This window comes from Lacisediminihabitans sp. (genome assembly GCF_036569425.1).
GTDB lineage: Bacteria > Actinomycetota > Actinomycetes > Actinomycetales > Microbacteriaceae > Lacisediminihabitans.
The window spans coordinates 24,567-47,545 of the sequence record NZ_DATCQQ010000070.1 but is presented as its reverse complement, the minus strand read 5'-3'; the positions used below and the strand labels follow the sequence as shown (position 1 = coordinate 47,545).

22 protein-coding genes and 1 tRNA gene are annotated in these 22,979 nt (G+C 66.0%); 13 read left to right on the top strand and 10 right to left on the bottom strand.

Annotated features, from left to right (window positions below; all coding sequences use genetic code 11):
- Positions 1-71: 71 nt before the first annotated feature.
- Positions 72-503: a DUF779 domain-containing protein gene (locus VIM54_RS11670; RefSeq protein WP_331901507.1), complete on the top strand. Its 432-nt coding sequence runs from the start codon at positions 72-74 to the stop codon at positions 501-503.
- Between the two features lie 63 nt (positions 504-566).
- Complete coding sequence (locus tag VIM54_RS11665) at positions 567-2,246, top strand: bifunctional 3'-5' exonuclease/DNA polymerase (protein WP_331901505.1); 1,680 nt, start codon at positions 567-569, stop codon at positions 2,244-2,246.
- 57 nt (positions 2,247-2,303) lie between these two features.
- Here VIM54_RS11665 and VIM54_RS11660 read toward each other — a convergent pair whose 3' ends face one another.
- The gene (locus VIM54_RS11660) at positions 2,304-2,867 is read right to left on the bottom strand and encodes a PadR family transcriptional regulator (protein ID WP_331901503.1); all 564 of its coding nucleotides are present in this window, start codon (positions 2,865-2,867) and stop codon (positions 2,304-2,306) included.
- 248 nt (positions 2,868-3,115) lie between these two features.
- Between VIM54_RS11660 and VIM54_RS11655 the strand changes: the two genes are divergently transcribed.
- A complete protein-coding gene (locus tag VIM54_RS11655) occupies positions 3,116-3,607 on the top strand; it encodes a DUF3145 domain-containing protein (protein WP_331901502.1) in 492 nt (163 codons plus the stop codon).
- 4 nt (positions 3,608-3,611) lie between these two features.
- Here VIM54_RS11655 and VIM54_RS11650 read toward each other — a convergent pair whose 3' ends face one another.
- From VIM54_RS11650 to VIM54_RS11630, 5 genes are all read right to left on the bottom strand, one after another.
- Positions 3,612-4,802, bottom strand: coding sequence for a glycosyltransferase family 4 protein (locus VIM54_RS11650; RefSeq protein ID WP_331901501.1), 1,191 nt, complete (start codon positions 4,800-4,802; stop codon positions 3,612-3,614).
- A 22-nt stretch (positions 4,803-4,824) separates the two neighbouring features.
- Positions 4,825-6,060, bottom strand: a complete 1,236-nt coding sequence (locus VIM54_RS11645; protein ID WP_331901500.1) for a beta-ketoacyl-[acyl-carrier-protein] synthase II — start codon at positions 6,058-6,060, stop codon at positions 4,825-4,827.
- A 99-nt stretch (positions 6,061-6,159) separates the two neighbouring features.
- Positions 6,160-6,408, bottom strand: a complete 249-nt coding sequence (locus VIM54_RS11640; protein ID WP_147784649.1) for an acyl carrier protein — start codon at positions 6,406-6,408, stop codon at positions 6,160-6,162.
- A 43-nt stretch (positions 6,409-6,451) separates the two neighbouring features.
- The gene (locus VIM54_RS11635; RefSeq protein WP_331901497.1) at positions 6,452-7,456 is read right to left on the bottom strand and encodes a beta-ketoacyl-ACP synthase III; all 1,005 of its coding nucleotides are present in this window, start codon (positions 7,454-7,456) and stop codon (positions 6,452-6,454) included.
- Positions 7,456-8,370 (bottom strand): ACP S-malonyltransferase, encoded by a 915-nt coding sequence (locus VIM54_RS11630; protein ID WP_331901496.1) that lies wholly within the window; start codon positions 8,368-8,370, stop codon positions 7,456-7,458. The genes VIM54_RS11635 and VIM54_RS11630 overlap by 1 nt, the downstream gene beginning before the upstream one ends.
- A 258-nt stretch (positions 8,371-8,628) precedes the next feature.
- Between VIM54_RS11630 and VIM54_RS11625 the strand changes: the two genes are divergently transcribed.
- Positions 8,629-9,495 carry an N-acyl homoserine lactonase family protein gene (locus VIM54_RS11625; RefSeq protein ID WP_331901495.1) on the top strand — a complete coding sequence of 289 codons (867 nt, stop codon included), beginning with the start codon at positions 8,629-8,631 and terminating at the stop codon, positions 9,493-9,495.
- A complete protein-coding gene (locus VIM54_RS11620; RefSeq protein WP_331901494.1) occupies positions 9,492-9,953 on the top strand; it encodes a MarR family winged helix-turn-helix transcriptional regulator in 462 nt (153 codons plus the stop codon). Before VIM54_RS11625 ends, VIM54_RS11620 begins: the two co-directional genes overlap by 4 nt.
- Here VIM54_RS11620 and VIM54_RS11615 read toward each other — a convergent pair.
- Together VIM54_RS11615 and aceE are read right to left on the bottom strand one after the other, a co-directional pair.
- The gene (locus tag VIM54_RS11615; protein WP_147784654.1) at positions 9,950-11,149 is read right to left on the bottom strand and encodes a PucR family transcriptional regulator; all 1,200 of its coding nucleotides are present in this window, start codon (positions 11,147-11,149) and stop codon (positions 9,950-9,952) included. The two genes, VIM54_RS11620 and VIM54_RS11615, sit on opposite strands and share 4 nt — an antisense overlap.
- A gap of 20 nt (positions 11,150-11,169) precedes the next feature.
- Complete coding sequence (aceE, locus tag VIM54_RS11610) at positions 11,170-13,914, bottom strand: pyruvate dehydrogenase (acetyl-transferring), homodimeric type (RefSeq protein ID WP_331901491.1); 2,745 nt, start codon at positions 13,912-13,914, stop codon at positions 11,170-11,172.
- A 158-nt stretch (positions 13,915-14,072) separates the two neighbouring features.
- Here aceE and VIM54_RS11605 point away from each other — a divergent pair, with 158 nt between their 5' ends.
- From VIM54_RS11605 to VIM54_RS11575, 7 genes are all read left to right on the top strand, one after another.
- Complete coding sequence (locus VIM54_RS11605) at positions 14,073-14,942, top strand: aldose 1-epimerase family protein (RefSeq protein WP_331901489.1); 870 nt, start codon at positions 14,073-14,075, stop codon at positions 14,940-14,942.
- An 84-nt stretch (positions 14,943-15,026) separates the two neighbouring features.
- The gene (locus VIM54_RS11600) at positions 15,027-15,500 is read left to right on the top strand and encodes a peroxiredoxin (RefSeq protein WP_331901487.1); all 474 of its coding nucleotides are present in this window, start codon (positions 15,027-15,029) and stop codon (positions 15,498-15,500) included.
- 51 nt (positions 15,501-15,551) lie between these two features.
- A tRNA-Val gene (locus VIM54_RS11595) sits at positions 15,552-15,627 on the top strand.
- A 244-nt stretch (positions 15,628-15,871) separates the two neighbouring features.
- Entirely contained in the window at positions 15,872-16,366 is a 495-nt protein-coding gene (locus VIM54_RS11590; protein WP_331901509.1) for a M20/M25/M40 family metallo-hydrolase, read from the top strand.
- A gap of 662 nt (positions 16,367-17,028) precedes the next feature.
- On the top strand, positions 17,029-17,250 hold the full coding sequence (locus tag VIM54_RS11585) for a hypothetical protein (RefSeq protein WP_331901485.1): 222 nt from the start codon (positions 17,029-17,031) through the stop codon (positions 17,248-17,250).
- Positions 17,251-17,888: 638 nt separating this feature from the next.
- Positions 17,889-18,344 carry a hypothetical protein gene (locus tag VIM54_RS11580; RefSeq protein WP_331901483.1) on the top strand — a complete coding sequence of 152 codons (456 nt, stop codon included), beginning with the start codon at positions 17,889-17,891 and terminating at the stop codon, positions 18,342-18,344.
- Entirely contained in the window at positions 18,338-19,225 is an 888-nt protein-coding gene (locus VIM54_RS11575; RefSeq protein ID WP_331901481.1) for an insulinase family protein, read from the top strand. Before VIM54_RS11580 ends, VIM54_RS11575 begins: the two co-directional genes overlap by 7 nt.
- Here VIM54_RS11575 and VIM54_RS11570 read toward each other — a convergent pair.
- Both VIM54_RS11570 and VIM54_RS11565 read right to left on the bottom strand, forming a co-directional pair.
- A complete protein-coding gene (locus VIM54_RS11570; protein ID WP_331901479.1) occupies positions 19,222-19,512 on the bottom strand; it encodes a MafI family immunity protein in 291 nt (96 codons plus the stop codon). The two genes, VIM54_RS11575 and VIM54_RS11570, sit on opposite strands and share 4 nt — an antisense overlap.
- 302 nt (positions 19,513-19,814) lie before the next feature.
- A complete protein-coding gene (locus VIM54_RS11565; protein ID WP_331901477.1) occupies positions 19,815-20,882 on the bottom strand; it encodes a hypothetical protein in 1,068 nt (355 codons plus the stop codon).
- Between the two features lie 620 nt (positions 20,883-21,502).
- Here VIM54_RS11565 and VIM54_RS11560 point away from each other — a divergent pair.
- Positions 21,503-22,966, top strand: a complete 1,464-nt coding sequence (locus VIM54_RS11560) for an MGDG synthase family glycosyltransferase (protein ID WP_331901475.1) — start codon at positions 21,503-21,505, stop codon at positions 22,964-22,966.
- The last annotated feature ends 13 nt before the right edge of the window (positions 22,967-22,979 follow it).

Below are 22,979 nucleotides of genomic sequence, written 5' to 3'. Positions count from 1 at the left end.
GTCGAGAAGCATTCGGCAGGCTCGATCCCCGTCGTGCCGGCGCATACTGAATACAGATCGAAAGGACACCGATGTCTGTCATCGAAAGCACCGGAGTGGTCACCGCGTCTGTCACGGTTCCCGGCGAGAGCATCCCTCGGGTCGAGTTCCTGCCCGTGACCGTGGACCTGTTGCGCAAGCTCTGGGACCAGTACGGGCCGCTCATGATCCATCAGTCCGGCGGATGCTGCGACGGCTCGAGCCCGATGTGCTTCCCGGCAGGCGACTTCATCACCTCCGACCAGGACGTTCTTCTCGGCCGACTCGACATCGCGCCTCCCGGCGGCGAACCACAGGTTATCGACTTCTGGATGTCGGCCGAGCAGTTCGAGTACTGGAGCCACACCTTCCTGTCGGTCGATGTGGTGAAGGGCAGGGGGAGCGGTTTCTCGGTCGAGGCGCCCGAGGGCGTGCGGTTCATGATCCGTTCCCGGCTGATGGAGGTCGCCGCGCCGTTCGCCTGACCCGCCAGCTTGTCACCGTCGACGCGTGCGCCGGATGTCGCGGGCAGGCTGCAGACTGGGAACGTGCACGTCTCCCTGTTTTCCGCGCCAGAAGGCGCAGTGCTGCAGGCGATCGACGACGACGGCCGAGCGATCGGCGACCCGAGGACGGTGCCGTTCGAAACTCTTGCGGCGGCGGTGGCACCGCTCGAGGCCGAGCATCCTCGCTGGGTCTGGGACGACACGAGCCGCTGGTACCCGCCTCTCCTCGAGGCCGGGGTGCGCATCGAGCGCTGCGTCGACCTGAGGCTTTCGCACGCGATCCTGCGTGGCTCGGCGCTGACCGCGGTGTCGGCGCTCGCGCGCGGGGCCAGGAGCTCCTGGGACCAGCCGATGCCGGAGGCCCAGGAGCGGCGCGAGGAGCGCACCCTCTTCGACCTGGACGAGCCGGAGGTCGCGACGACCGCCGAGGATACGCTCGGCGAGTTCGCCCTGCAACGGGAGGCCATCGCCGGGGCCGACGATCCGCGACGGATCGGCCTGTTGATCGCCGCCGAATCGGCCGGAGCGCTCGTTGCGGCGGAGATCCGACACGCCGGGCTCCCGTGGAGCGCGGAGGCGCACGAGGCAATGCTCGGTGAGCACCTCGGGCCGCGGCCGCCGAGCGGACAGCGCCCGGAGTTGCTGGAGGCGGTTCTGGCCCGCCTGCGCGACGCGCTTGAGGCGCCCGCCCTCAATCCTGACTCGCCGACCGACCTGCTGAAGGCCTTGGGCGTGGCCGGCCTCATGGTCAAGTCGACCAGGTCGTGGGAGCTCAAGAAGCTCACGCATCCGGCCATCGAGCCGCTCCTCGAGTACAAGAAGCTCGCCAGGCTGCTTGCGGCGAACGGCTGGCACTGGCTCGATACCAACGTGCGTGACGGCCGGTTCCATCCCGATTATGTGCCGGGAGGCGTGGTGACCGGGCGCTGGGCGAGCAAGGGCGGCGGGGGAGCGCTGCAGCTGCCGAAGCAGATCCGCGGCGCCGTCATCGCCGACCCCGGCTGGAAGTTCGTGGTGGCTGATGCCTCGCAGCTCGAGCCGCGCATTCTCGCCGCGCTGTCCGGCGATCGCGGCATGGCCGAGGCGGGGAGCGCGGGCGACCTGTACGCGGGAATCGTGGCGAGCGGAGCGGTCGCGACCAGGGACGAGGCCAAGGTCGCCATGCTCGGGGCGATGTACGGGGCGACGACGGGGGAGAGCGGGCGGCTGATGCCGGCACTCACCCGCGCGTATCCCCGGGCGATCGGGCTCGTCGAGGAGGCAGCGCGTGCCGGAGAGAAGGGCGAGATCGTGACGACGCGACTCGGCCGGAGCTCCCCGCGCCCGGGATCCGAGTGGCGCGAGAGCCAGGCCGAGGCATACGGCGAGACCGCGACGGATGCCGACGCGAGCCGCGCACGGGGACAGGCGAGGGGCTGGGGGCGGTTCACCCGCAACTTCGTGGTGCAGGGCAGTGCCGCGGAGTGGGCGCTCTGTTGGATGGCCGGGCTCCGCGGGCGCCTGAGCGAGATCGGCGGCGGACGGTGGATCACCGACGCACCGCACCTGGTGTTCTTCATGCACGACGAGGTGGTCGTGCACTGCCCGGAGGGGCTCTCGGGCGAGGTCGAGGACGCGGTGCGCGCCGCGGCGGCGGATGCGGGCAGGCTCATGTTCGGGCTGATGCCCGTGACCTTCCCCCTGACCGTGGCGGTCGTGGACAACTACGGCCAGGCGAAATAGCGCCGGGCGGGTGAGCGACCACCGTGTGACGAGTCTGCGAGCGAGGGGGCAGAAAGACTACACCTGAGCCTTGCGCCCTCGCCTGGGCCTCACGTCGGAGAGGGCGCGCGACGAGTCGTAGTGCGACAGGGCGGCGATCGCCGCTCCGAGCCACGCGATTGCCGCCACGGCCTGGGCCTCACGGGCGACACGTGCCAGGTGCGCCTCCGTGGCGGGGGAGGCATCCGGAGTCGGTATTCGCGTGCGCAGGAGATCGCCCTCCCACCAGCGGCGGTAGTCCTCCGCGACAGCCTTTGCCGAAACGGAGTCGATCGATCCCGAGATGATCACCTGGTCGAGCATCTCGGTCCACTCGGGCAGCGTGTCGAGCGTCGGATACCGCATCCAGATCAGCGCGGCGCTGCGGCCCTCGGCGGTGAGGCGGTAGAGCGGGAGGGCGTCGTCCGTGGTGCCGGCCGGCTCGATCAGGCCTTGTTTGGCGAGGCGGTCGAGGGTGCCGTAGATCTGGCCGACGTTGACCGGCTTGCGGTGCGGCGCGCGGCTCGTGAGCTCCGAATGCAGTTGCAGGCCGTACGCGGGCCCCATGCTGAGGATCGCCAGAATACCGTCCCGAACCGACACGGCACCTCCTCGCTGCGGCCAAAGCTATACCGAGTATAGGGAGAATGCGCCCCGACACGAAGTCCATCGCACTACACAGTTGTAATTTCCGGGTCCCATCAGCAATAATTGGGCAAACGGCTCGCCGTCCAATTTCATACGCAGCACGCAAGAGCCATTCCGAGGTCGATGGGGAAGTCGCACCTCAACGGAATGGAGTTATCGTGGCTGCACGCAATGCCGGTCTCACTGATCACAACAGTGTTGCTATGGCACGAGGAGTGCTCTATGTGCACTCTTCTCCTCGCGCGCTCTGCCCCCACATCGAGTGGGCCGCAGGAGGCGCCCTGGATCGCGCCGTGAACTTCCAGTGGGTGGAACAGCCGGTGCTCAAGGGCTCCATGCGCACGGAGTTCTACTGGGAGGGCGTGCAGGGTACCGGTGCGGCGCTCGCATCCGCGCTGCGCGGCTGGGAGCACCTGCGCTTCGAGGTCACCGAGGATGCGACGCCCGGGAGCGACGGCGGGCGCTGGCTGCACACGCCGGACCTCGGCATCTTCTTCGCCCAGACCGACACGGTGGGCAACGTCGTCATCCCCGAGGATCGCATCCGCTACGCGATGGAGATCGCCGGTTCAGACGCGTTCGAGTTGCACCGTGAGTTGCGGCTCGCCCTCGGACAGGCCTGGGACGACGAGCTGGAGGCGTTCCGCCACGCGAGCGACACCAACCAGGTGGTCTGGCTGCACAAGGTCGGCTAGGGCCTCAGCGGGCCGCGTAGACCTTCGTGATGCGCTCGACGTAGCGTTTCGGCGAGAACAGCTCGCGGTCTATCACCGCGCCCTTGGACAACTCGACGAGAAGCGACGGAGTGGTGACCAGCGTGACGAGCGCGTCGGCGAGACCGGCGTCATCCGGCGAGTCGGCGAGGAATCCCGAGTTGTGCAGCCCTTCGCTGAGCTTGGGGTCGCAGTAGAGCACGCCGCGCTCGCGGCTCACCGCCTCGGCGATCGTCATCGGCTGGTTGTCGAACCCCAGCGAGGTGAGCGCGATGGCTGACGAGGCGTCCATGAGCCCGAGGACCTCATCGTGCGGAAGGGCACCCTGGATGCGGATTTCGGGGTGACCGGCAGCGAGTCGCTTGAGGGCGGCCAGGTCGGAGCCTTCGCCCACGAAGTCGACGGTGAAGCCGTTGTCGGTGCTGGCGAGTGCGGCGATGACCGCGCGGGCGAAGGGAAGCGGGCGTTTGACCGGTTCGCAGCGTGCCACCCAGAGAAAGTGCGGCCTCTGCCCGGCCACCAACGTGATCGCCTGGGAGGGGAGATCCGGGGTGGCGATCGGGTTCGGGATCACGAAGATCTCGCCCGTGACGCCGGCGTCCTTCAGGTCCGCGGCCTGGTGCGCCGAGGGCGACACGACACGCTTGGCCTTTCGTGCCATCGCGAGCACGAGGTTGCGCAGCAGGTTGTCCGTCTTGCGCGGGGTGAACTGCACGTTCGGGATCTTCTCGCGGATGGCCTTCTCCAGCGCCCAGCGGATGAACCACGCCACCGATGCCTGCGGCGGTCCTTCGCTCGCCCAATAGAAGCTGTGCACGGTGTGCACGAGAGGGATGCCGATGGCTGCCGCCGCGGCATCCGCGACATGCGCCAGGCCGAACTCGGTCTGCACGTGCACGACGTCAACGCGCTCGTCGCGCAGGTATCGCTCGAGCGCGGCCACATTCTTCGCCGTATTCGGGATCACGGCGAGGTCGAGCACCGGCAAGCGGAAGAGCGGCTTGATCTGCAGCCCGTCCGCCACCGGCTGGTAGCGCGCGCCGAGCGCGCCCCGCGCGGGGGAGACGACGACCACGGTGTGGCCGGCCTCCTCGAGGGCAAGTTTCTGCTGTCTCATGGAGGTCTGGGCGCCTCCAACGTAGTCGAAGTAGTAGTCGCTGACGATGGCAATTCGCATGGGGAACGCGGGGTTCGCCCGACTAAACACTCCTGAAGGCGAGGACGGCGTTGTGGCCGCCGAATCCGAATGAGTTGCTGATCGCGAGCAGCGGGCCGTCGGGCAGCGCGCGCGGCGATGTCACCACATCGAGCGGAATCGCCGGATCCTGCTCGGTGAGGTTGATCGTGGGCGGTGCCGTGCGGTCGCGAAGGGCGAGGATCGTGAAGATCGCCTCGAGGGCGCCCGTTCCGCCGAGCAGGTGGCCGGTCGCGCCCTTGGTGGCGGAGACGGGGATGCTGTGGATCCGGTCCCCGAACGCAGCCTGGAGCGCCGCGTACTCGGCGATGTCGCCGACCGGGGTGCTGGTGGCGTGCGCGTTGATGTGATCCACATCGTCCGGTGTCGCGCCGGCCTGGGCGAGGGCGAGGGCGATCGCGCGCGATGCCCCGCGGCCCTCCGGGTCGTTGGCGGTGATGTGGTACGAATCGGCGGTGACGCCGCCGCCGGCGACCTCGGCGTAGATGCGGGCACCGCGGGCGAGCGCGTGCTCTTCGGTCTCCATGACGATGCTGCCTGCACCCTCGCCCATGACGAAGCCGTCGCGGTCGATGTTGTACGGGCGGGACGCCGTCTCCGGCGAGTCATTGCGCCGGGACAGCGCCTGCATGGACGAGAACGACGCGAGCGTGATCGGGTGGATTGCCGATTCGGTGCCGCCGGCGATGATCACGTCGGCGAGACCGAGCTGCAGATTCGTGTACGCGTTGTGGATGGACTCGGTGCTCGATGCGCAGGCCGACGCCACGGTGTGGGCGAATGCTCGCGCGTGCAGGGCCATCGAGATGGCAGCGGATGCCGCGTTCGGCATGAGCATGGGAACGGTCATCGGCAGAACGCGCCGCGGTCCCTTCTCGCGCAGGGTGTCCCAGGCGTTGAGCAGGCTCCAGAGGCCGCCGATTCCGGTGGCGTAGTCCACACCGAGGCGCTCGGGGGCGACATCGGGGGATCCGGCATCCGCCCAGGCCTCGCGTGCCGAGATCAGGGCGAACTGGGAGGACGGGTCGAGGCGCTTGGCCTCAGGCCGGTCCAGGACCTCTTCCGGGCGCACTTTGGCCTCGGCGGCGAAGGTGACGGGCAGTTCGTACTGGTCGATCCAGTCGTGAGTGAGCGAGTGAACGCCGGACTCGCCGGCAAGCAGGGCGCTCCACGACTCCGGGGCGGTTCCGCCCAGGGGGGAGCTCGCGCCTATTCCGGTAACTACGATCTTCTTGGTCATAACGGCATCTCTCTTGTGGATCAACGATTGTGCATCGTCACGCGGGCACGGCCAGCCCGGACCAGGGCCAGGACTGGCCAGCCGCGTCGTGCGTGGGAGTTAGCCCTGTGCTCCGACGATGAAGCTCACGGCGTCTCCGACGGTCTTGAGGTTCTTGACCTCTTCGTCCGGGATCTTCACGTCGAACTTTTCTTCTGCGTTCACGACAATGGTCATCATCGAGATGGAGTCGATGTCCAGGTCGTCAGTGAACGACTTGCCCAGCTCGACCGAGTCGGTGGCGATGCCGGTTTCGTCGTTGATGAGCTCCGCGAGACCTGCCAGAACTTCTTCTGTGGACAATGCCATTGTGTTTTCTCCTTGGGGGTGTGTCGTTTGACCGTTGATTATCTTACGGGAGGACGACGACCTGGGCCCCGAAGACGAGGCCGGCGCCGAAACCGATCTGCAGGGCGAGACCGCCGCTGAGTTCGGGGTGCTCCTGAAGAAGGCGATGGGTGGCCAGCGGAATCGACGCGGCCGAGGTGTTGCCGGTCGTGGCGATGTCGCGGGCGATCACGACGGACTCGGGCAGCTTCAGCTGCTTCGCGAACTCGTCGATGATGCGCATGTTGGCCTGGTGTGGGATGAACGCGGTGAGGTCGTCCGCGGTGATGCCGGCGACCTCGAGGGCGCGCTTGGCGACCTTCGCCATGTCCCAGACGGCCCAGCGGAACACGGTCTGGCCCTCCTGGCGCAGCGTGGGCCACGGGGCGGCGCCGTCGCGGAACTCGGTGAGGGTCGCGTTCATGCCCACTGCATCCGCCTTGGATCCGTCAGATCCCCACACGGCGGGAGAGATGCCCGCGGTCTCGCTCGGCCCGATCACGACGGCTCCGGCGCCATCGCCGAGCAGGAAGGAGATGGAGCGATCGGTGGGGTCCACCACGTCGGAGAGCTTCTCGGCGCCGATGACGAGCGCGTAGTGGGCGGCGCCGGTGCGGATGAGGGCGTCCGCCTGGGTCACGGCGTAGCTGAAGCCGGCGCACGCCGCGTTCGTGTCGTAGGCGGCGGCGGGGTTGGAACCGACGCGTTCGGCGACCACGGCGGCCATCGACGGGGTCTGCTGCACATTGCTGATGGTGGCGATGATCACGAGATCGATCTGGTCTGCCGGTACGCCGGACTTCTCGATCGCTTCGCGGGCGGCATCGGTGGCGAGGTCGACGGCGAGAATGCCGGCCGAGGCGCGGGTGCGGGTGATGATGCCGGTGCGCTGTTGGATCCACTCGTCGCTCGAGTCGATTGGGCCGACAAGCTCGTCGTTGGGCACGACGAGGTCTCCGCGTGCCGCGCCGTAGCTGTAGATGCGGGTGAACTGCGGTCCGTGGGACTGCTGGAGCTGTGGGTGGGTCATCAGTTACCGTCAATCAGTTCGAAGGCTGCTGCCAGGTCGTCCGGGGTCTTGACGGCCACCGTTGGCACTCCCTTGAGGCCGCGCTTCGCGAGTCCGACGAGGGCTCCTGCCGGGGCGATCTCGATCAGCCCGGTCACGCCAGCGGCCGCGAATGCGTCCATTGTCTTGTCCCACCGTACCGGCGATGAGACCTGGCCGACGAGCAGGTCGACGAACACGGCCCCCTCCGTGACGCGGGAACCGTCCCGGTTGGTCCAGATCGGGAGGGTCGGATCGTGCGATTCGATGCCGTCGGCGACCTCACGCAGGTGGTCGACCGCCGGAGACATATACCGCGTGTGGAATGCGCCGGCGACCTGAAGCGCAATCACCCGGGCGCCCGTGGGAGGACTCGCCTTGAGGGCGTCGAGCGCGGCGAGTTCGCCGGCCACCACGATCTGTCCTCCGCCGTTGAAGTTGGCCGGTTCGAGCCCCAGCTCGGCGAGCTTCTTCAGCAGTTCGGCCTCGTCTCCGCCGATCACTGCGCTCATGCCGGTCTCGACGAGCGAGGCGGCCTTCGCCATCGCCGAGCCGCGTTCGCGAACGAGCGTCATGGCATCCGGTTCGCTCAGGATGCCCGCCGCCGCGGCCGCGGTGATCTCGCCCACCGAGTGCCCGGCGACCCCGCCGATGCGGTCTCGGCGCCCGTCCAGCAGCGCCGACAGGGTGAGAAGCCCCGCGGCGACGATCAGCGGCTGGGCGACCGCGGTGTCGCGGATGGTGTCGGCGTCGGAGACCGTGCCGTGGGCGACCAGGTCGATGCCGACGGCGTCGGAGATGGCGCCCAGATGGTCAGAGAATCTCGGTTCGGCGATCCAGGGGGAGAGGAATCCGGGAGTTTGGGAGCCCTGACCCGGGCACACGACGACAATCACTTACCAAGTATCGTGCCATCGGGCGCGGGCCGGGTTGTAGAAGCGCACCAAGAACACGGCGAACCTTTGGCAACCATCCACACCGCCGCGCCTTCCCCGTCTCCCGTTCCCTTCCGAAATCCATGCAATCGTGCTCAACACGCCGCTCAACTGTTCCTGGACGTCGGCCTGTCGGCAGAAATGCATGGATTTCGGAAGGGGACGGTGATATACATGACACAACATTGAATGCCGCGTCATTTAACTTGGGAGGAAGACATGAAGTCGATCGGCAGGGTCTCGGTGCTGAGCACGGGAAGCGTGCGGATCAGGCCCGAGCACGTCGAGTCGACGGGGTCGCCGATGCTGTGGTGGCTTCTTACGTCGCGACGGTGGACGGGCGCGCGGCCGATCAACGTCTACGTGATCGAGCACGAACGCGGCGTCGTGTTGTTCGACACCGGCCAGGACCGACACTCGATCACCGATCCCGGATACTTTCCCCGCGGCATCGTGGGGTGGCTTTACGCGCGGCTCGCGCGATTCTCGATCGGGGCCGACGAGACGCTCACCGCCCGGCTGGGTGCGCTCGGCCACGCGGCGGAGGACGTGCACACCGTCGTGCTGTCCCACCTGCACCAGGACCACATCGGCGGCCTGCCCGAACTCCGCGGCGCGCAGATCATCGTGAGCGGGCAGGAGTGGGCACAACTCGACAGCCGGTTCGCCGAGGTCAACGGGCTGCTGGAGCGGCACATCCGGCTTCCCGGGCTGCGGTGGGAGCCCGTGACGCCTGCCCCGGTCGACGACCCGTCGATCGCGCCGTTCACCGAGTCGCACGACGTCTTCGGCGACGGCACCCTCGTTCTCCTCCCGACCCCCGGCCACACCCCGGGTTCGCTTTCGCTGTTGCTTCGGCAGGAGGGGATGCCGCCACTGCTCTTCGTGGGCGATCTCACCTACGACGTGGAGTGCCTCGCCGCCGAGCGCGTGCCTGGCGTGGGCAGGCGCGCAGGCCTCCTGAAGTCGACGCGCGAGGTTCTCGCCCTCAAGGAGCGTCTTCCCGACCTCGTGATCCTCGCGGCCCACGACCCGGCCGCGGCTGGTCTGCTTCAGCGGGCGCTCGACCGGAGCGGTGCCCGGTGAGGCAGGCCGAAATGCTGCGCTACCTGGTGCTCGCGGCCCAGCGGGAGGGCAATCGTCGCCTCACGCAAGACCTGCGGGTGCTCGGGCTCACTCCGTCGCAGTCCGAGGTGCTGCGCATCCTGGGCGACCAGCAGCCGCTCACGCTCACCGGTCTCGGCGAACTCCTCGTCTGCGAGAGCGGCACCAACCCCAGCCGCCTTGTCGACCGCCTCGTCATGGCCGGCCTCGTGGAGCGCGCCATCGCGGTCGGCGACCGCCGGCAGGTGACGCTCACGCTCACCGCGGCCGGGCGCGAGGCCGAGGCCGGGGTGCGTGACATCGAGCAGCGGCTCTACGCCGATCTGGATGCCGCAAGCGCCGGACTCGACCTCGGGCCGACGCTCGAGCTGCTGGGGCGGGCAGTCGCCGGCCAGCCGGCCGGGGACGCGTTCAATCGGCGGGTGCGCCTCGCGGGTTAGCGGCGGCGCAGCGGGCCGTCCGGCTCGGCGATCGAACCGAGAATGAGGGCAGACTGCAGGATGAGGGACTCCCTCGCGCCGGTCGCATCCCAGCCGATGACCTCGGTGACGCGCTTCAGGCGGTAGCGCACGGTGTTGGGGTGTACGAAGAGCTCGCGGGCGGTCGCCTCGAGGGATCGACCGTTGTCGAGGTAGCACCAGAGGGTGGCGAGCAGCTCGGTGGAGTGCGCCTGGAGCGGCTTGTAGATGCGGTTGATGAGCGTCGAGCGGGCCAGGGCGTCGCCGGCGAGGGCACGCTCCGGCAGCAGGTCGTCGGCGAGGGTCGGCCGCGGGGCGTTGCGCCACGATCGGGCGACGGCGAACCCGGCAAGGGCGGCCTTTGCGCTGCGGGAGGCCTCGACGAGACTCGCGACCTCGTGACCGAGCACGAGGTGGCCGTCGCCGAAGCCCGGCTCGAGGGCGGTGGCGATGTCGAGGAAGGGCGTGAGGGTGGCGCCGGCCGGTTCGTCATCCGAGGGGGTCGGATGCGCGCGGCCGATCACGAGCACGAGCCGGCTTCCCTGTACGCCGATCAGCACGTCGGCATCGAGGTGGCGGGCGGTGCGCCGCAGCATGTCCACGTCGAGCATCTTCGGCGCGGTTCCGACCAGCACGGACACCTCGCCGTGGCCGTGCCAGCCGAGGGCGGCGATGCGGCTGGGCAGTTCGTCGTCGTACTCGCCGCTCAGGATCGAATCGACGACGAGCGCCTCGAGGCGGGCGTCCCACAGCCCGCGGGCCTCCGCGGCTCGGGCGTAGACATCCGCCGCGGCGAACGCGATCTCGCGGGAGTAGAGCAGTATGGCCTCGCGCACCGACTCGTCAGAGCCCTTGACGCGGTCCTCGACGACCTCCACCGTCGCCTTGATCAGTTGCAGCGTCTGGGTGAGGCTCACCGAGCGGAGCAGTTCCCGCGGTGCCGCACCGAACACGTCGGCGGCGATCCATGGCGTGGAGGTCGGTTCGTCGTACCAGTGGATGAACGACGTGATGCCCGCCTGCGCGACGAGGCCGACCGCCGACCGCCGCCCCGGTGGCATTTCGCCATACCAGGGCAGCGTGTCGTCGAGTCGTTTAAGCGTCGCGGTAGCGAGCTCGCCGGAGATAGCGCGGAGCCACGCGAGCGTCTGCTCCTTAGTCTTCGCCACCGGTGTCATCTGAAGTCGAGCCGGGCGCCCTAGCTCTCGCCGCCGGCCGAACCGGTGGTGCCGGCCGTGACATCGTGAAGCTGGTAGCGGTCGATCGCCTGCTGCGGGATGCTCGGGTCGAGTTCGCCGCGCGCCACGAGAAGCTCGAGCGCACGCACGACCAGCGACGGGCTGTCGATCTTGAAGAACCGACGGGCGGCGGCACGGGTGTCAGAGAAACCGAAGTCGTCGGCGCCGAGCGTCGCGTAATCGCCCGGCACGAACTGGCGGATCTGGTCCGGCACGGCGTGCATGAAGTCGGTCACTGCGACGAACGGTCCGTCAGCTCCGGCGAGCTTCTGCGTGACGTACGGCACTCGCTTCGGCGCGCTCGGGTTGAGGAAGTTCTCGTGCTCGGCGGCCAGGCCGTCCCGGCGCAGCTCCGTCCACGAGGTGACGGACCAGACATCGGCTGAGACATTCCAGTCGTCGGCGAGCAACTGCTGGGCCTCCAGGGCCCACGGCACGGCCACGCCGGACGCCAGCAGCTGCGCCTTGGGACCGGTGGGTCCCTGGGCGTCACGAGGCGTTGCCTCGCGCAGCTTGTAGATGCCCTTGAGCAGGCCATCCACATCCAGGTTCTCCGGTTCGGCCGGCTGCACGATCGGCTCGTTGTACACGGTGAGGTAGTACATGACGTTCGGATTCGGATGCGTCCCGCCGTACATGCGCTCGAGTCCGTCCCGCACGACGCGGCCGAGTTCGTAGCCGTACGCGGGGTCGTAGGACACGACGGCCGGGTTCGTCGACGCGAGCAGGATCGAGTGGCCGTCGGCGTGCTGGAGCCCCTCGCCGGTGAGCGTGGTGCGACCAGCCGTGGCGCCGACGATGAATCCGCGGGCCATTTGGTCGCCCGCCGCCCACATCGCGTCCCCGGTGCGCTGGAACCCGAACATCGAGTAGAAGACGTAGACGGGGATCAGCGGCTCGCCGTGCGTGGCGTACGACGTGCCGGCGGCCGTGAAGGCGGCGAAACCGCCGGCCTCGTTGATGCCGACGTGCACGATCGCGCCCTGCGGGCTCTCCTTGTACGCGAGCAGTTGCTCGCGGTCCACGGAGGTGTACTGCTGACCGTTGGGGTTGTAGATCTTGGAGGTGGGGAAGTAGGCGTCCATGCCGAAAGTGCGCGCTTCGTCCGGGATGATCGGCACGATGCGGTGGCCGAAGTCCTTGGACTTGAGGAGGTCCTTGAGCAGGCGGGCGAAGGCCATGGTGGTGGCGATCTCCTGCTTGCCGGAGCTCTTCTTGGCGATCGCATAGGCCGAATCGTCGGGAAGGTTCACCGCCACGTGGTTGCTTCGTCGCTCCGGCAGGTACCCGCCGAGCGCACGACGGCGCTCCTGCATGTACTGGATCGCCTCGTCGTTCACGCCCGGGTGGTAGTACGGCGGAAGGTAGGGGTTATCCTCCAGCACCGCGTCCGTGATCGGGATGCGCATGGCATCGCGGAACTGCTTGAGGTTGTCGAGCGTGAGCTTCTTCATCTGGTGGGTCGCGTTGCGTCCCTCGAACGACGGGCCGAGGCCGTAGCCCTTCACCGTCTTGGTGAGGATCACCGTGGGCTGGCCCTTGTGCTCCTGCGCCGCCTTGAAGGCCGCGTACACCTTGCGGTAGTCGTGCCCGCCGCGCTTGAGGCCCCAGATCTGGTCGTCGGTGTAGTCCTTGACCATTTCGAGGGTGCGCGGGTCGCGACCGAAGAAGTTCTCGCGAACGTATGCGCCGTTCTCGGCCTTGTAGGTCTGGTAGTCGCCGTCTGGCGTACGGTTCATCAGGTCGCGCAGCGCGCCTTCCGTGTCGCGGGCGAGCAGCGCGTCCCACTCGCGGCCCCAGACGACCTTGATCACATTCCAGCCGGCACCGCGGAAGAAGCTTTCGAGCTCCTGGATGATCTTGCCGTTGCCGCGCACCGGTCCGTCGAGGCGCTGCAGGTTGCAGTTGATCACGAAGTTGAGGTTGTCGAGGCCGTCGTTCGCGGCCAGCTGGAGGGCGCCGCGGCTCTCCACCTCATCCATTTCGCCGTCGCCGAGGAAGGCCCAGACCTGCTGGTCCGAGGCGTCGGTGATGCCTCGGTTGGTGAGGTACTTGTTCGACTGGGCCTGGTAGATCGCGTTGATCGGACCGAGACCCATCGACACGGTGGGGAACTGCCAGAAGTCAGGCATGAGCCGCGGATGCGGGTACGACGAGAGTCCGCCGCCCGGGTGCGACTTCTCCTGGCGGAAGCCGTCGAGCTGGTCGGTGGAGAGCCGGCCCTCGAGGAAGGCCCTTGCGTACATGCCGGGGGAGGCGTGGCCCTGGTAGAAGACCTGGTCGCCGCCGCCCGGGTGGTCGTGGCCGCGGAAGAAGTGGTTGCTGCCGACCTCGTAGAGGGTGGCGGATCCCGCGTAGGTGGAGATGTGCCCACCGACCGAGATGCCGGGGCGCTGCGCCCGGTGCACCGTGATCGCGGCGTTCCAGCGGAGCCACGCGCGGTAGCGGCGCTCGAGGTCCTCGTCGCCGGGGAACTCCGGCTCGTTCTCCGGGGCGATGGTGTTGAGGTAGTCCGTGGTGGGCACCATGGGCACGCCGAGGTGCAGCTCCTTGGAGCGCTTCAGCAGGCTGAGCATGATTTCGCGTGCTCGTTCGTGGCCCTGTGAGGCCACCAGACCATCGAGAGATTCCTGCCATTCGGCAGTCTCCTCAGGGTCCTTGTCGATGTGGTGCACCGAATATGGGTCCTGGTCGTTCACCGTCAACGTTGACCTCGCTCTTGTTCGCGGACAAAGTGCGCCAAGCACGACCGGCGATCGGGTTGCGACCACCGGCCCGACGTGCAGGGCCTCAACGATTCTAGTTCGCGTGCCGGGCATGGTCGTGCGCCGGAGGTCCGCGTGGGCGGAGTAGCGTCGACGGCATGGGCTTCCTACAACTGGACAACGGCATCCTTCGCGTGGCGATCAACCCGCTCGGGGCTGAACTCTCGAGCCTCCGGCATCGCGGCGGCGGGGAGCTTCTCTGGCAGGGCGGCGAGCCCTGGCACCGGCGCGCGCCCATCCTGTTTCCCCTCGTGGGGCGGATGCCCGGGGACGAGCTCGTTCACAACGGCATCGCCCACCCGATCGGCCAGCACGGGTTCGCGCGCGATCTGCCGTTCGAGGTCGGCCAGCACAGCGACACCTCGGCCGAGTTCACGCTCGTGGACACCGACGAGACCCGGAACCAGTTTCCGTTCGCCTTCCGGCTCGCCGTGCGATTCACGGTCGACGGGGAGACCCTGTCGATTCGGCACACGGTGGAGAACCGGGGGAGGGACACGTTCTCGGCGTCGGTCGGCGGGCATCCCGCCTTCGCCTGGCCGCTCGCCGAGGGGGTTGCGCCCGAGAGCCACACCCTCGAGTTCGCCGAGGATGAGCCGGCCCCGATCCGCCGCATCGCGGACGGGCTGCTGCTTCCGGATGCCGTGGACACCCCGGTGCGCGGGTCCACCCTCGCCCTCGACGAGTCGCTCTTCGCGGCCGACGCGATCATCTTCGACGCGCTGCGCAGCCGGTCGGTGCGTTACGCGGCCCCCGGCGCACCATCGCTCACCGTGCGCTTTGACGACTTCCCGCTGCTCGGGCTGTGGTCGAAGGCGCCTGGCGCGTTCCTCTGCATCGAGCCGTGGTACGGCATGACCGCTCCCCGGGACTTCGCCGGAGAGTACGCGGACAAGCCGGGCCAGTTCGTGCTGGGGCCGGGCGAATCGCGGTCGTTCACGTACAGCGTGACGGTGCAGAACTCGTAGCGGTTGGTGGGCGCCGCGCACAGGCGTAGGATTGCGAACCGTGTTTACCGGCCGTTTACCTCGCCGGGGATAAGGACAAAGAACATGGCTCTGGAAAACGACACCCAGGCACCCGATTTCGAACTCCCGAACCAGTTCGGAGAGCACATCAGGCTCAGTGACTTCCGACACAAGAAGCCAGTGGCCCTCGTCTTCTTCCCTCTCGCCTTCTCGAGCACCTGCACGAGCGAACTGTGCGAGCTTCGGGACAACCTCGCCCTCTTCGCCGACAAGAGCATCGAGCTGATCGGCATCTCCGTGGATTCCAAGGCCACCCTGAGGGCGTTCGCCGAGAAGGAGGGCTACGCGTTCAACCTGCTAGCCGACTTCTGGCCGCACGGTGCCGTCGCCAAGGAGTACGGCGTGTTCCTGGAGCAGAAGGGCTTCGCCAACCGGGCGAGCTTCCTCATCGACCCGAACGGCATCATCCGCGCGAGCTTCATCACCGCACCCGGCCAGCCCCGTTCGATCGCCGACTACCGTGCCGCGCTCGCTGAGCTCGCCCCGGTCACCGCCTAGCTGTACGATAAAACTTCGTCGTAACCGGTCGCCGCGAGGCTCACCGCTTGCGGGCCTTTAGCTCAGTTGGTAGAGCGCCACGTTTACACCGTGGATGTCATCGGTTCGAGCCCGGTAGGGCCCACCACGTAAAGTGCTGGTCACGTAGCAATTCCAATTGGCCGGCCCCGTCTGGCCCCGGATCTTTGGGCCTCGCGTGTTGGTGTGGTGTTGGTGGGCAATCAGATTGAATCAGACTCGACCAGAATTCCGGGTTGAATGGCTGGAGAACTCACTGAGCTGCACTACTCCTAACGCCCGGCTTCGCGCTTCTTTTCTGCAGTCCTGGCGTTGATTCGAGCAATGCCCGAGAGGTCGGAGTCTGTCTTCATATAGGCACCGTCTCGTTCGAGCCCTCCACATTGCAGGTGACCACGATCGATGTCGGCAACCCGGCAACCAATCTCGTGCCGGCGGCAGTGACCGCGCATATCAATATTCGCTTCAATGACCTCCACACCGGCCGATCCCTCGAGAAACACCTCCGCACCGTGCTGTCCAGACACAGCGACCGTTTCACGATCGAACCCACCTTTAACGGCGAAGCGTTCGTCACCAACACCAACACCAACACCAACACCAACACCAACACCAACATGCTGGCTGTCGCGGCCGCGATAAAGGCAACAACAGGTATCAGTCCCGTCTTCGATACTGGCGGGGGAACATCAGACGCCCGCTTCATCACCAAATACTGCCCCGTTGCCGAATTCGGTCTCCTCAGTGCAACCATCCATCAAGTCGACGAACACGCCCGCATCGACGATATTCGGCTGCTCTCTGACGTCTACCTCGCCGCACTCACCCGCATCCTCGCCGAGCAATAATCCAATTGTGGGAAGCGCAGCGGACGCACGCTGATCTGTTCGTAAACGATCGTTCGCGAGACACTTTCCGCCAGCGAACGCTCCCCATGCCAGGGCGCCCGCTGGAGGTCCCAAGGGACGCAGCATCGGCGTGCTGGTTGGCTCGATCTGAACAAGCGTCGGACGCGACTCAAGTAGATCGCGCGCGAGTTTTCGCTGCGTTCGAGATCTCGCGCGCCGGTTGTAGGCTCGGCCCGTGCCCGACTCACCCTTGCAACGCCGATTCGATCACCTGCAATGGACAACTGCCGAGACCTACGCGACGATAGAGAGCGCCGAAGTGGGTGAGGACATGACTGCGATACATGCGCAACTTGCGAAGGACCTCGCCGAATTCGCCAAAGTTAGTCGCGCCCTTCATTCTCAAAGAGGCGAGTCGTAGCCGTTCGGCTCCGTTGAGCGCTCAACTGGGCCGCGGTAGCAATCGCGGCGCCGTACCTTTCTGCACATCTAGCGTGAATTTCCCGAATCTGCCGCGTTGGCCGTCCCTTCAAGGGGGCGTGTCGCGGGTTACGGTGGTAGCTCGCTGTATCGCCCTGCCAGCTTGGCGTGTAGACCTAATGTGGTCTCAGGAAATGTGTTCGAGTCCAACGTTCCGTTGAGTTGAAGGGAAGGGGAACGACGTGCAGGTCGTGGCACCTCTGGGCGGACTGTTTCTCCTCGCGCTTGGCGTCGTACTGATTCTGGGGCGCCGAAAGATTGCGCCGAATCTTCCTGCTGCCAGCAAGCCATCGTTTCGAGACTTTCCCCGAAAAGACTCCCCAGGATCGGTAGCCGCACTCGGCGCGATTTCTGTGGCTCTTGGCCTCTTTTTGATCGGCTTCTACGTCTTCCTGATTTCATGAAGCACGAATTCCATCTCCGGTGGGCTTCTGGCCCACCGTGCCGCGCTCCCTTTCCAGATTCCAATCCACACTCTCAAGCTGGGGGTTTTCGCCTGTGATCGTCTTGCTCGCCCGGAAGCTGATACTCGCTTTGGCATGGTTTGAGGTAGCCTGCGCGATCGTGCTCTCTTGTTTTGCGCTGTGGTCCTTTTTCTCGGGCGGGAGCGGAGGCTTCATCGGTGGCGGTCTCTTCTTGGTGTTCGCGGCTTGGATGCTCGTCCTGGCTCGACGAACATTTCGCCGGTATCGCCAAATCCGACTCTAGGACTACGAATCGGAGAGCGACCACGAGGAAGGGCGCATTCATGAGTGGCTTGAACGCGTTGCGGAAGCCCTTCCCAAGGGACACAGCATCGGCTTGAACAGCCGCTAGGCGAATAGGCCGGCAGTTCTTTAGCCCTGATCGTTCCTTGGGCGAATGCGATGTGAGTATTAATTGTTCTGGGAGACTTGCGCTCATGGTCACCTCGGTCTCGCGCTCGAATGTCAATGGAGTGCGCGTTTACCAGGCGGATCTGCCGGGGGTCTGCTGTGGGACGTTGGTGTTTGGCGTCGGCTAGAGGGACGAGCCGGCGACGCTGTCGGGGATCACCCATTTGATGGAACACCTCCTTTTTCGGCTTATGGAGCCGATCAGCGTTGAGCACAGCGCGGTAGTCGATGACAATTCGCTAACTGTCTACGCGTCGGGTTCCGCGGATGAGGTGGGCCAATTCTTCAGCGACTTCACGCGGTCGATTGGCCGCCTGGGTGAGGTTACCGAGCAGGATCTGAAGTTTGAGAAGCGCATCATCCGGATTGAGCATCCGAACAACTTTGATGAACCCAGCGCCGGCCTGCTGACCTATCGATACGGGTTGCACGGTGTCGGCTTGGCCAACTTCGGGGCCCCGTCCACGATGGATATGACCCGTCAGGAAGTCATCGACTGGGCTGCGTGGTGGCTGCGCGCGGACAACACCTCGTTGGCGTTCTCGCAGACGCTTCCGGCAACACTCGATCTCTTGCTACCGCGCGGACCAGTCGCTCATACCGAGCAGCCGAAGCGTTGCTAGAGACCCCGGCGCTCGTCGCCTCGGCCAAAGGTGGCGTGGCGGTGTCGCTGCTCGTTCCCCGCGACGACGTCGATCTTCTGCAGATCGCCCTCAAACATGAACTCTTCATTGGCCTGCGACACCGCCGGGGACTGATCTACGACGTCGGGACCTTCACGACGCCAGTGGACGGAGAGTTGTCCGAGCTGGTCTTCGTCCTCGACCCGGAGGACAAGCACATTGACACCACGGTCCGGTTGGTGTCGGAGACGCTTAAGAAGATCGCCACCGCGGGCTTCGGCAAGGCAGCAATTGATAGCGCGCGCATCCACGGAAGTGCCCAGGCGCAACGCACCTTCGCCGGTCTGGACTATCTCGACCGACTCGCTGAAGATGGCCTGCACGGGTGGCCAACGCATTCACCCGAGCAGAGCTTCGAAGATGCCACAGAAGTGACCTCGGAGAGACTGACCAGGGTCCTTGCCGGCAGTGCCGCCTCGGTGATCATCGCTTTCAACGAAGACGCGTCTCTCAGCAAGAGGACCCTAAAGAGCCTCGCGCTCACGGTGACGTGTCTCACCCCGTGGCAACCGGTCGAAAACGACTTTTCGCAGCCCGCCGCCAGCACCGCAGAATCGACGTGGCATGCCAAGGGTGAGAAGAGCACGCTGATTGTTACGGACACGGCTCTGTTCAACATCGAAGCCGGGCGCACCCGCCGAATTCTGTTCGAAGACATCGTGATGGCCGGCGACCGCTCCTGCGGATGCCTGACCCTTGTGGACTCGCAGGGGCGAAGCATCGAGTTCCAGGCCGACAACTGGAAGCGTGTCAAAAGCCTGAAACGTCGTCTGATCGAGACCCTCGACCCCACCCTGGTCCGAATCTTCCCAAAGCACTAGCCGCCGTCGAAAGAGCGCAGGGGATTGTCGTCAAGATATCTGGCATATCTTTCGGCGTGGAGCACCTTAGCCAGCGCGTTTATGATTTGTCGATCCGAAGCGGATACCGGCGCATCGAGCTCGTCGAGGTTCTCGCAGAGGATAGTAAGCGCCAAGCCCAGTTCTCCGACATCAATGAGTTCCCGCATGAATGCCGATCTATTCGGCGGGAGCTCAACGGCGTGATCCAGGACGGTTCTAAGGTCTTGGGAACGGTCGAAGTAGGACGGCCCTTCAGCTTCATTCATCGTCGTACCCTTGCCGGTAGGTTCAATTCGATTTTCAACGTGTTCGGTATCTCAACTATCCATGATGTAGAGGGTCCAGTTCATCCCAACGCGGGTGACGCGTCGGGACTAAAAACAAGAAGGTGTCGGTCCCCAGCCCTTGCCGATCAGAACATCAGCAAGACGCGATCGATGGACGGAATTGTCCGCGCAAATGTTGCGCTAGACGTTTCCCAATTGCCTACCGGAGTCGTTCGTGCTCGCAGGCGCTGGACGGAACCATGGGATGAAACTATTGGAGTTTGTTGAGCGAGACGTGGTTGCTAGGCGGCCTGCGACAGCAGCACCCATTCGAGGTAGAAGGTGGATATCCCGGCGGTGACGAAGAGGATGGCGACGATCCAGTAGCGAACAATCAAGTTGATGTCGTTGAGATTGTCGCCTCGTGGCGCGGAGAGGCTTGGCTCGGATCCGTTTGATACGGAGCCGATCACTCGTCGTAACACTGGCCAGAGTGCCAGCGGCGCTGCGATGAGGACGAGTAGCAGCTCGGTGTGGCTCAGCACGGCCAACGCCGACAGTGTGCCGCCCACGGCAAAGGCGCCGTCGTGGCCGAAGTGGATTTGCGCGGGATGGGTGTTCCACCACAGGAAGCCGAGGAACGCTCCGGCCATGCAGGCTGCAGTCGTCGCAAGATCGAGCGGATTCGCCACCGAATAGCATCCAGGCGTATTCGGGACAGCAGCATCCGAGTTTGTCGTGGAGTGACAGATTTGATTGAACTGCCAGAAGCCGATGAGCACGTAGGACCCGATTGCGGCGACGGCGGCTCCGGGAATCAGCCCGTCGACCCGGGTCGCGGAGCCGGTGCCGATGGTCACCGCGGAGGTGAGCACGGCAATCAATGCGACCGCCGCAACGAGTGCCGGGCCCGTTCCGGGCCAGAGAATCGGTCCGAGGTCGCGGGTAAACGAGAGCGAAGTGTGCGCCAAGGGGAGACCGCGCGCGCTCTTCATCGTCAGCATCGCGACGGCAAACATGAGGGCAGCGGTGGGGATGAAGATCAGCGGGACCCATCGCTGGAAACGCCGAGGACCGCTCGAAGGGGAGCGGTTTGTCGCTGAGGCCGCACCAATCCCATCGAACACGACCGCAAGAGCGAGTACTGCGAGTCCGGGCGTGGTTGGCGTACTTTTCGATAGGAGATGAGCTGAGAAATAGGCGATGACTGCCGAGATAACGACCAACGTCCCCCCGCTCTCGTGGAGCCAGTTTCGGAACCCACTCGTCGTTGTCCGTTGCCTGAGCGACTTGTGCACCTTGATCGCGAGGAAGCTCAGAACAAACGCCACCGCGGTGGAAGTGACGCCGCCGACCATGATCGTGATCATCGGAGTTGCCCCACAAGCGGGGCATCTTTCACAACACGTTCCGTCTCAACGGGCCGCGCTGGAGGATCTTCGCCTTGTCCGCCCGGATGATTCACAGAAGACGCCCGTGTTGCGAGGTAGTCGTGCCCCACCGCCGGGATCGGCTTCCGAGATAGCAGGCAGACCGTGACAACTCAATTGGCGCCGACCATACCGAGCCGTCCGAGCACATCGACATTGAGGTCTTGGAGGCGAGCCTCGTCCTCAATCCAGTCGTTATGCGACGCAATTGCGATCCTCTCGTGGCGGCAACTACGCCGAACCAAACATGAGGCGTATTCCAATCATTATGTCGAGCAGATCGGGTAACGGAGCGTTGCCTCCCCGCGGATGCACCCGCCCGGGCTACGTCACGCGTCGTGGTGGATGTTTGGCTTGCGGGCACCCGAAGAAGTAGACGAGGACAGCCGGCGGTTTGACCCGGCTTACACACGTCGACAGGTCGACCAATCGTCAACAGTCAGCCACGAGGTTGGCGTTGTGTGGCTGCCTCGGCGAGTACAGCCTCCGGCGCCTCGCTCCGAGCCAGCGGGTCAAGGATCGGTGGCTGGGAAGGTGATGCGGCCCGCTACCATCTCCTCATGCGCAGCACGTCGTCACGGGGCCCCAACAACGCTGGAGGAGAGCGCGTACTGATCCTGTCCGCAGGGGTGGGCGCGGGGCACAATAGCGCCGCGGCGGCGGTGCAGCAGGCGTCCGCCGCGCGCGCCGACGTCGCTGAGGTGCAGGTGCTGGACGTGCTGCAGACGAGCAGCGCGCTCTACCGCGACATGCTGGGGAAGGGTTACTTCGTCCTGGTCGAGAACTTGCCGTGGCTGGTCGAGTGGGGCTACAACATGAGCGACCCCCCATTTCGTCGCCGCGGGCCGATCGACCCCTGGACACAGGCGAACGCCCTTCCGGTCATCAGTGCGATCAAGCGATTCGAACCGACCGCGATCGTGTGCACCCACTTCCTGCCGGCCCAGCTTGTGGCGTCACTTCTCCTTCGCGGCGTGATCGACGCCAAGACCGCTGTCGTCACGACGGACTATGACTTCCAGGGCCTGTGGCTCACGGGCGCGTTTCACGCGCTATTCGTGGCCAGGGAGGAGGCGAGGGTGGAGCTGACGGCGCTCGGTCTGCCTCCCGACCGGGTCGCGGCTACGGGAATCCCGATCACCACACAGCCGAATGCCGCGCCAGGGCGTGATGGCAACGAGTCCCCGATGCTGCTGATCTCCGCAGGCGCGAGCGGTGGCGACTACGCCGTCGCAGTCGTGCGGCAGACGCTGCACATGCGCTCCCCGTTCACGGCCACGGTCGTGTGCGGACGCAATGACGCGCTGCGGCAGCGCATCGAGCAGCTGGTGGAACCCGCTGGGAACCGCTACCGCGTGCTCGGGTTCACGGCGGAGATGCCGCAGCTGCTGCGCCGCGCCGACCTGTTCGTGGGCAAGCCGGGTGGGCTGTCGGCGTCGGAGTGCATGGCCGCAGGGCTGCCCATGGTGCTGGTGAACCCCATCCCGGGGCAGGAGGTTCGCAACGGGGACTACCTGATGGAGCAAGGGGCGGCGGTCCGCTGCAACATTGCCGCCACGATCGGCTGGAAGATCGACGAGGTGTTGCGTGAGCCGGGCCGCCTGCAGCGGATGCAGGCGGCGGCGCAGAGAACCGGCCGCCCTGACGCTGCGGCGGACGTGCTGGCCGGTCTTCTGGACGGGCCGTCCCGTCCGCTGGTCATTAGCCGCGCGGCGCAGAAGACAATCCTCGCCGCGAGTCAGGGGCGCGTCGTCGCGACAGATTTGACGGGACCCTCCGCGCTGGTCCGCTTGATCGACACGGCTGCGGGCAGCACGGTCGCGCTTCTGCGAGCCGAGGAGCTGGGTGATCTGCAGAAGCTGTACGCGACTGAAAACGGGGATCTGGTGCTGCGGCAGGACCAAGCGCCGGTGTCGCTCCGGTGGGAGGCGCGGCGGTTGCTTCGCGCCATGCTGCGGGGCGACGACGTGCTACCCGTCCGCGTCGAGGGGCTCTCGGCACCGGTTCGCATCCTCCCCGGGTGACCGGCGGGACACG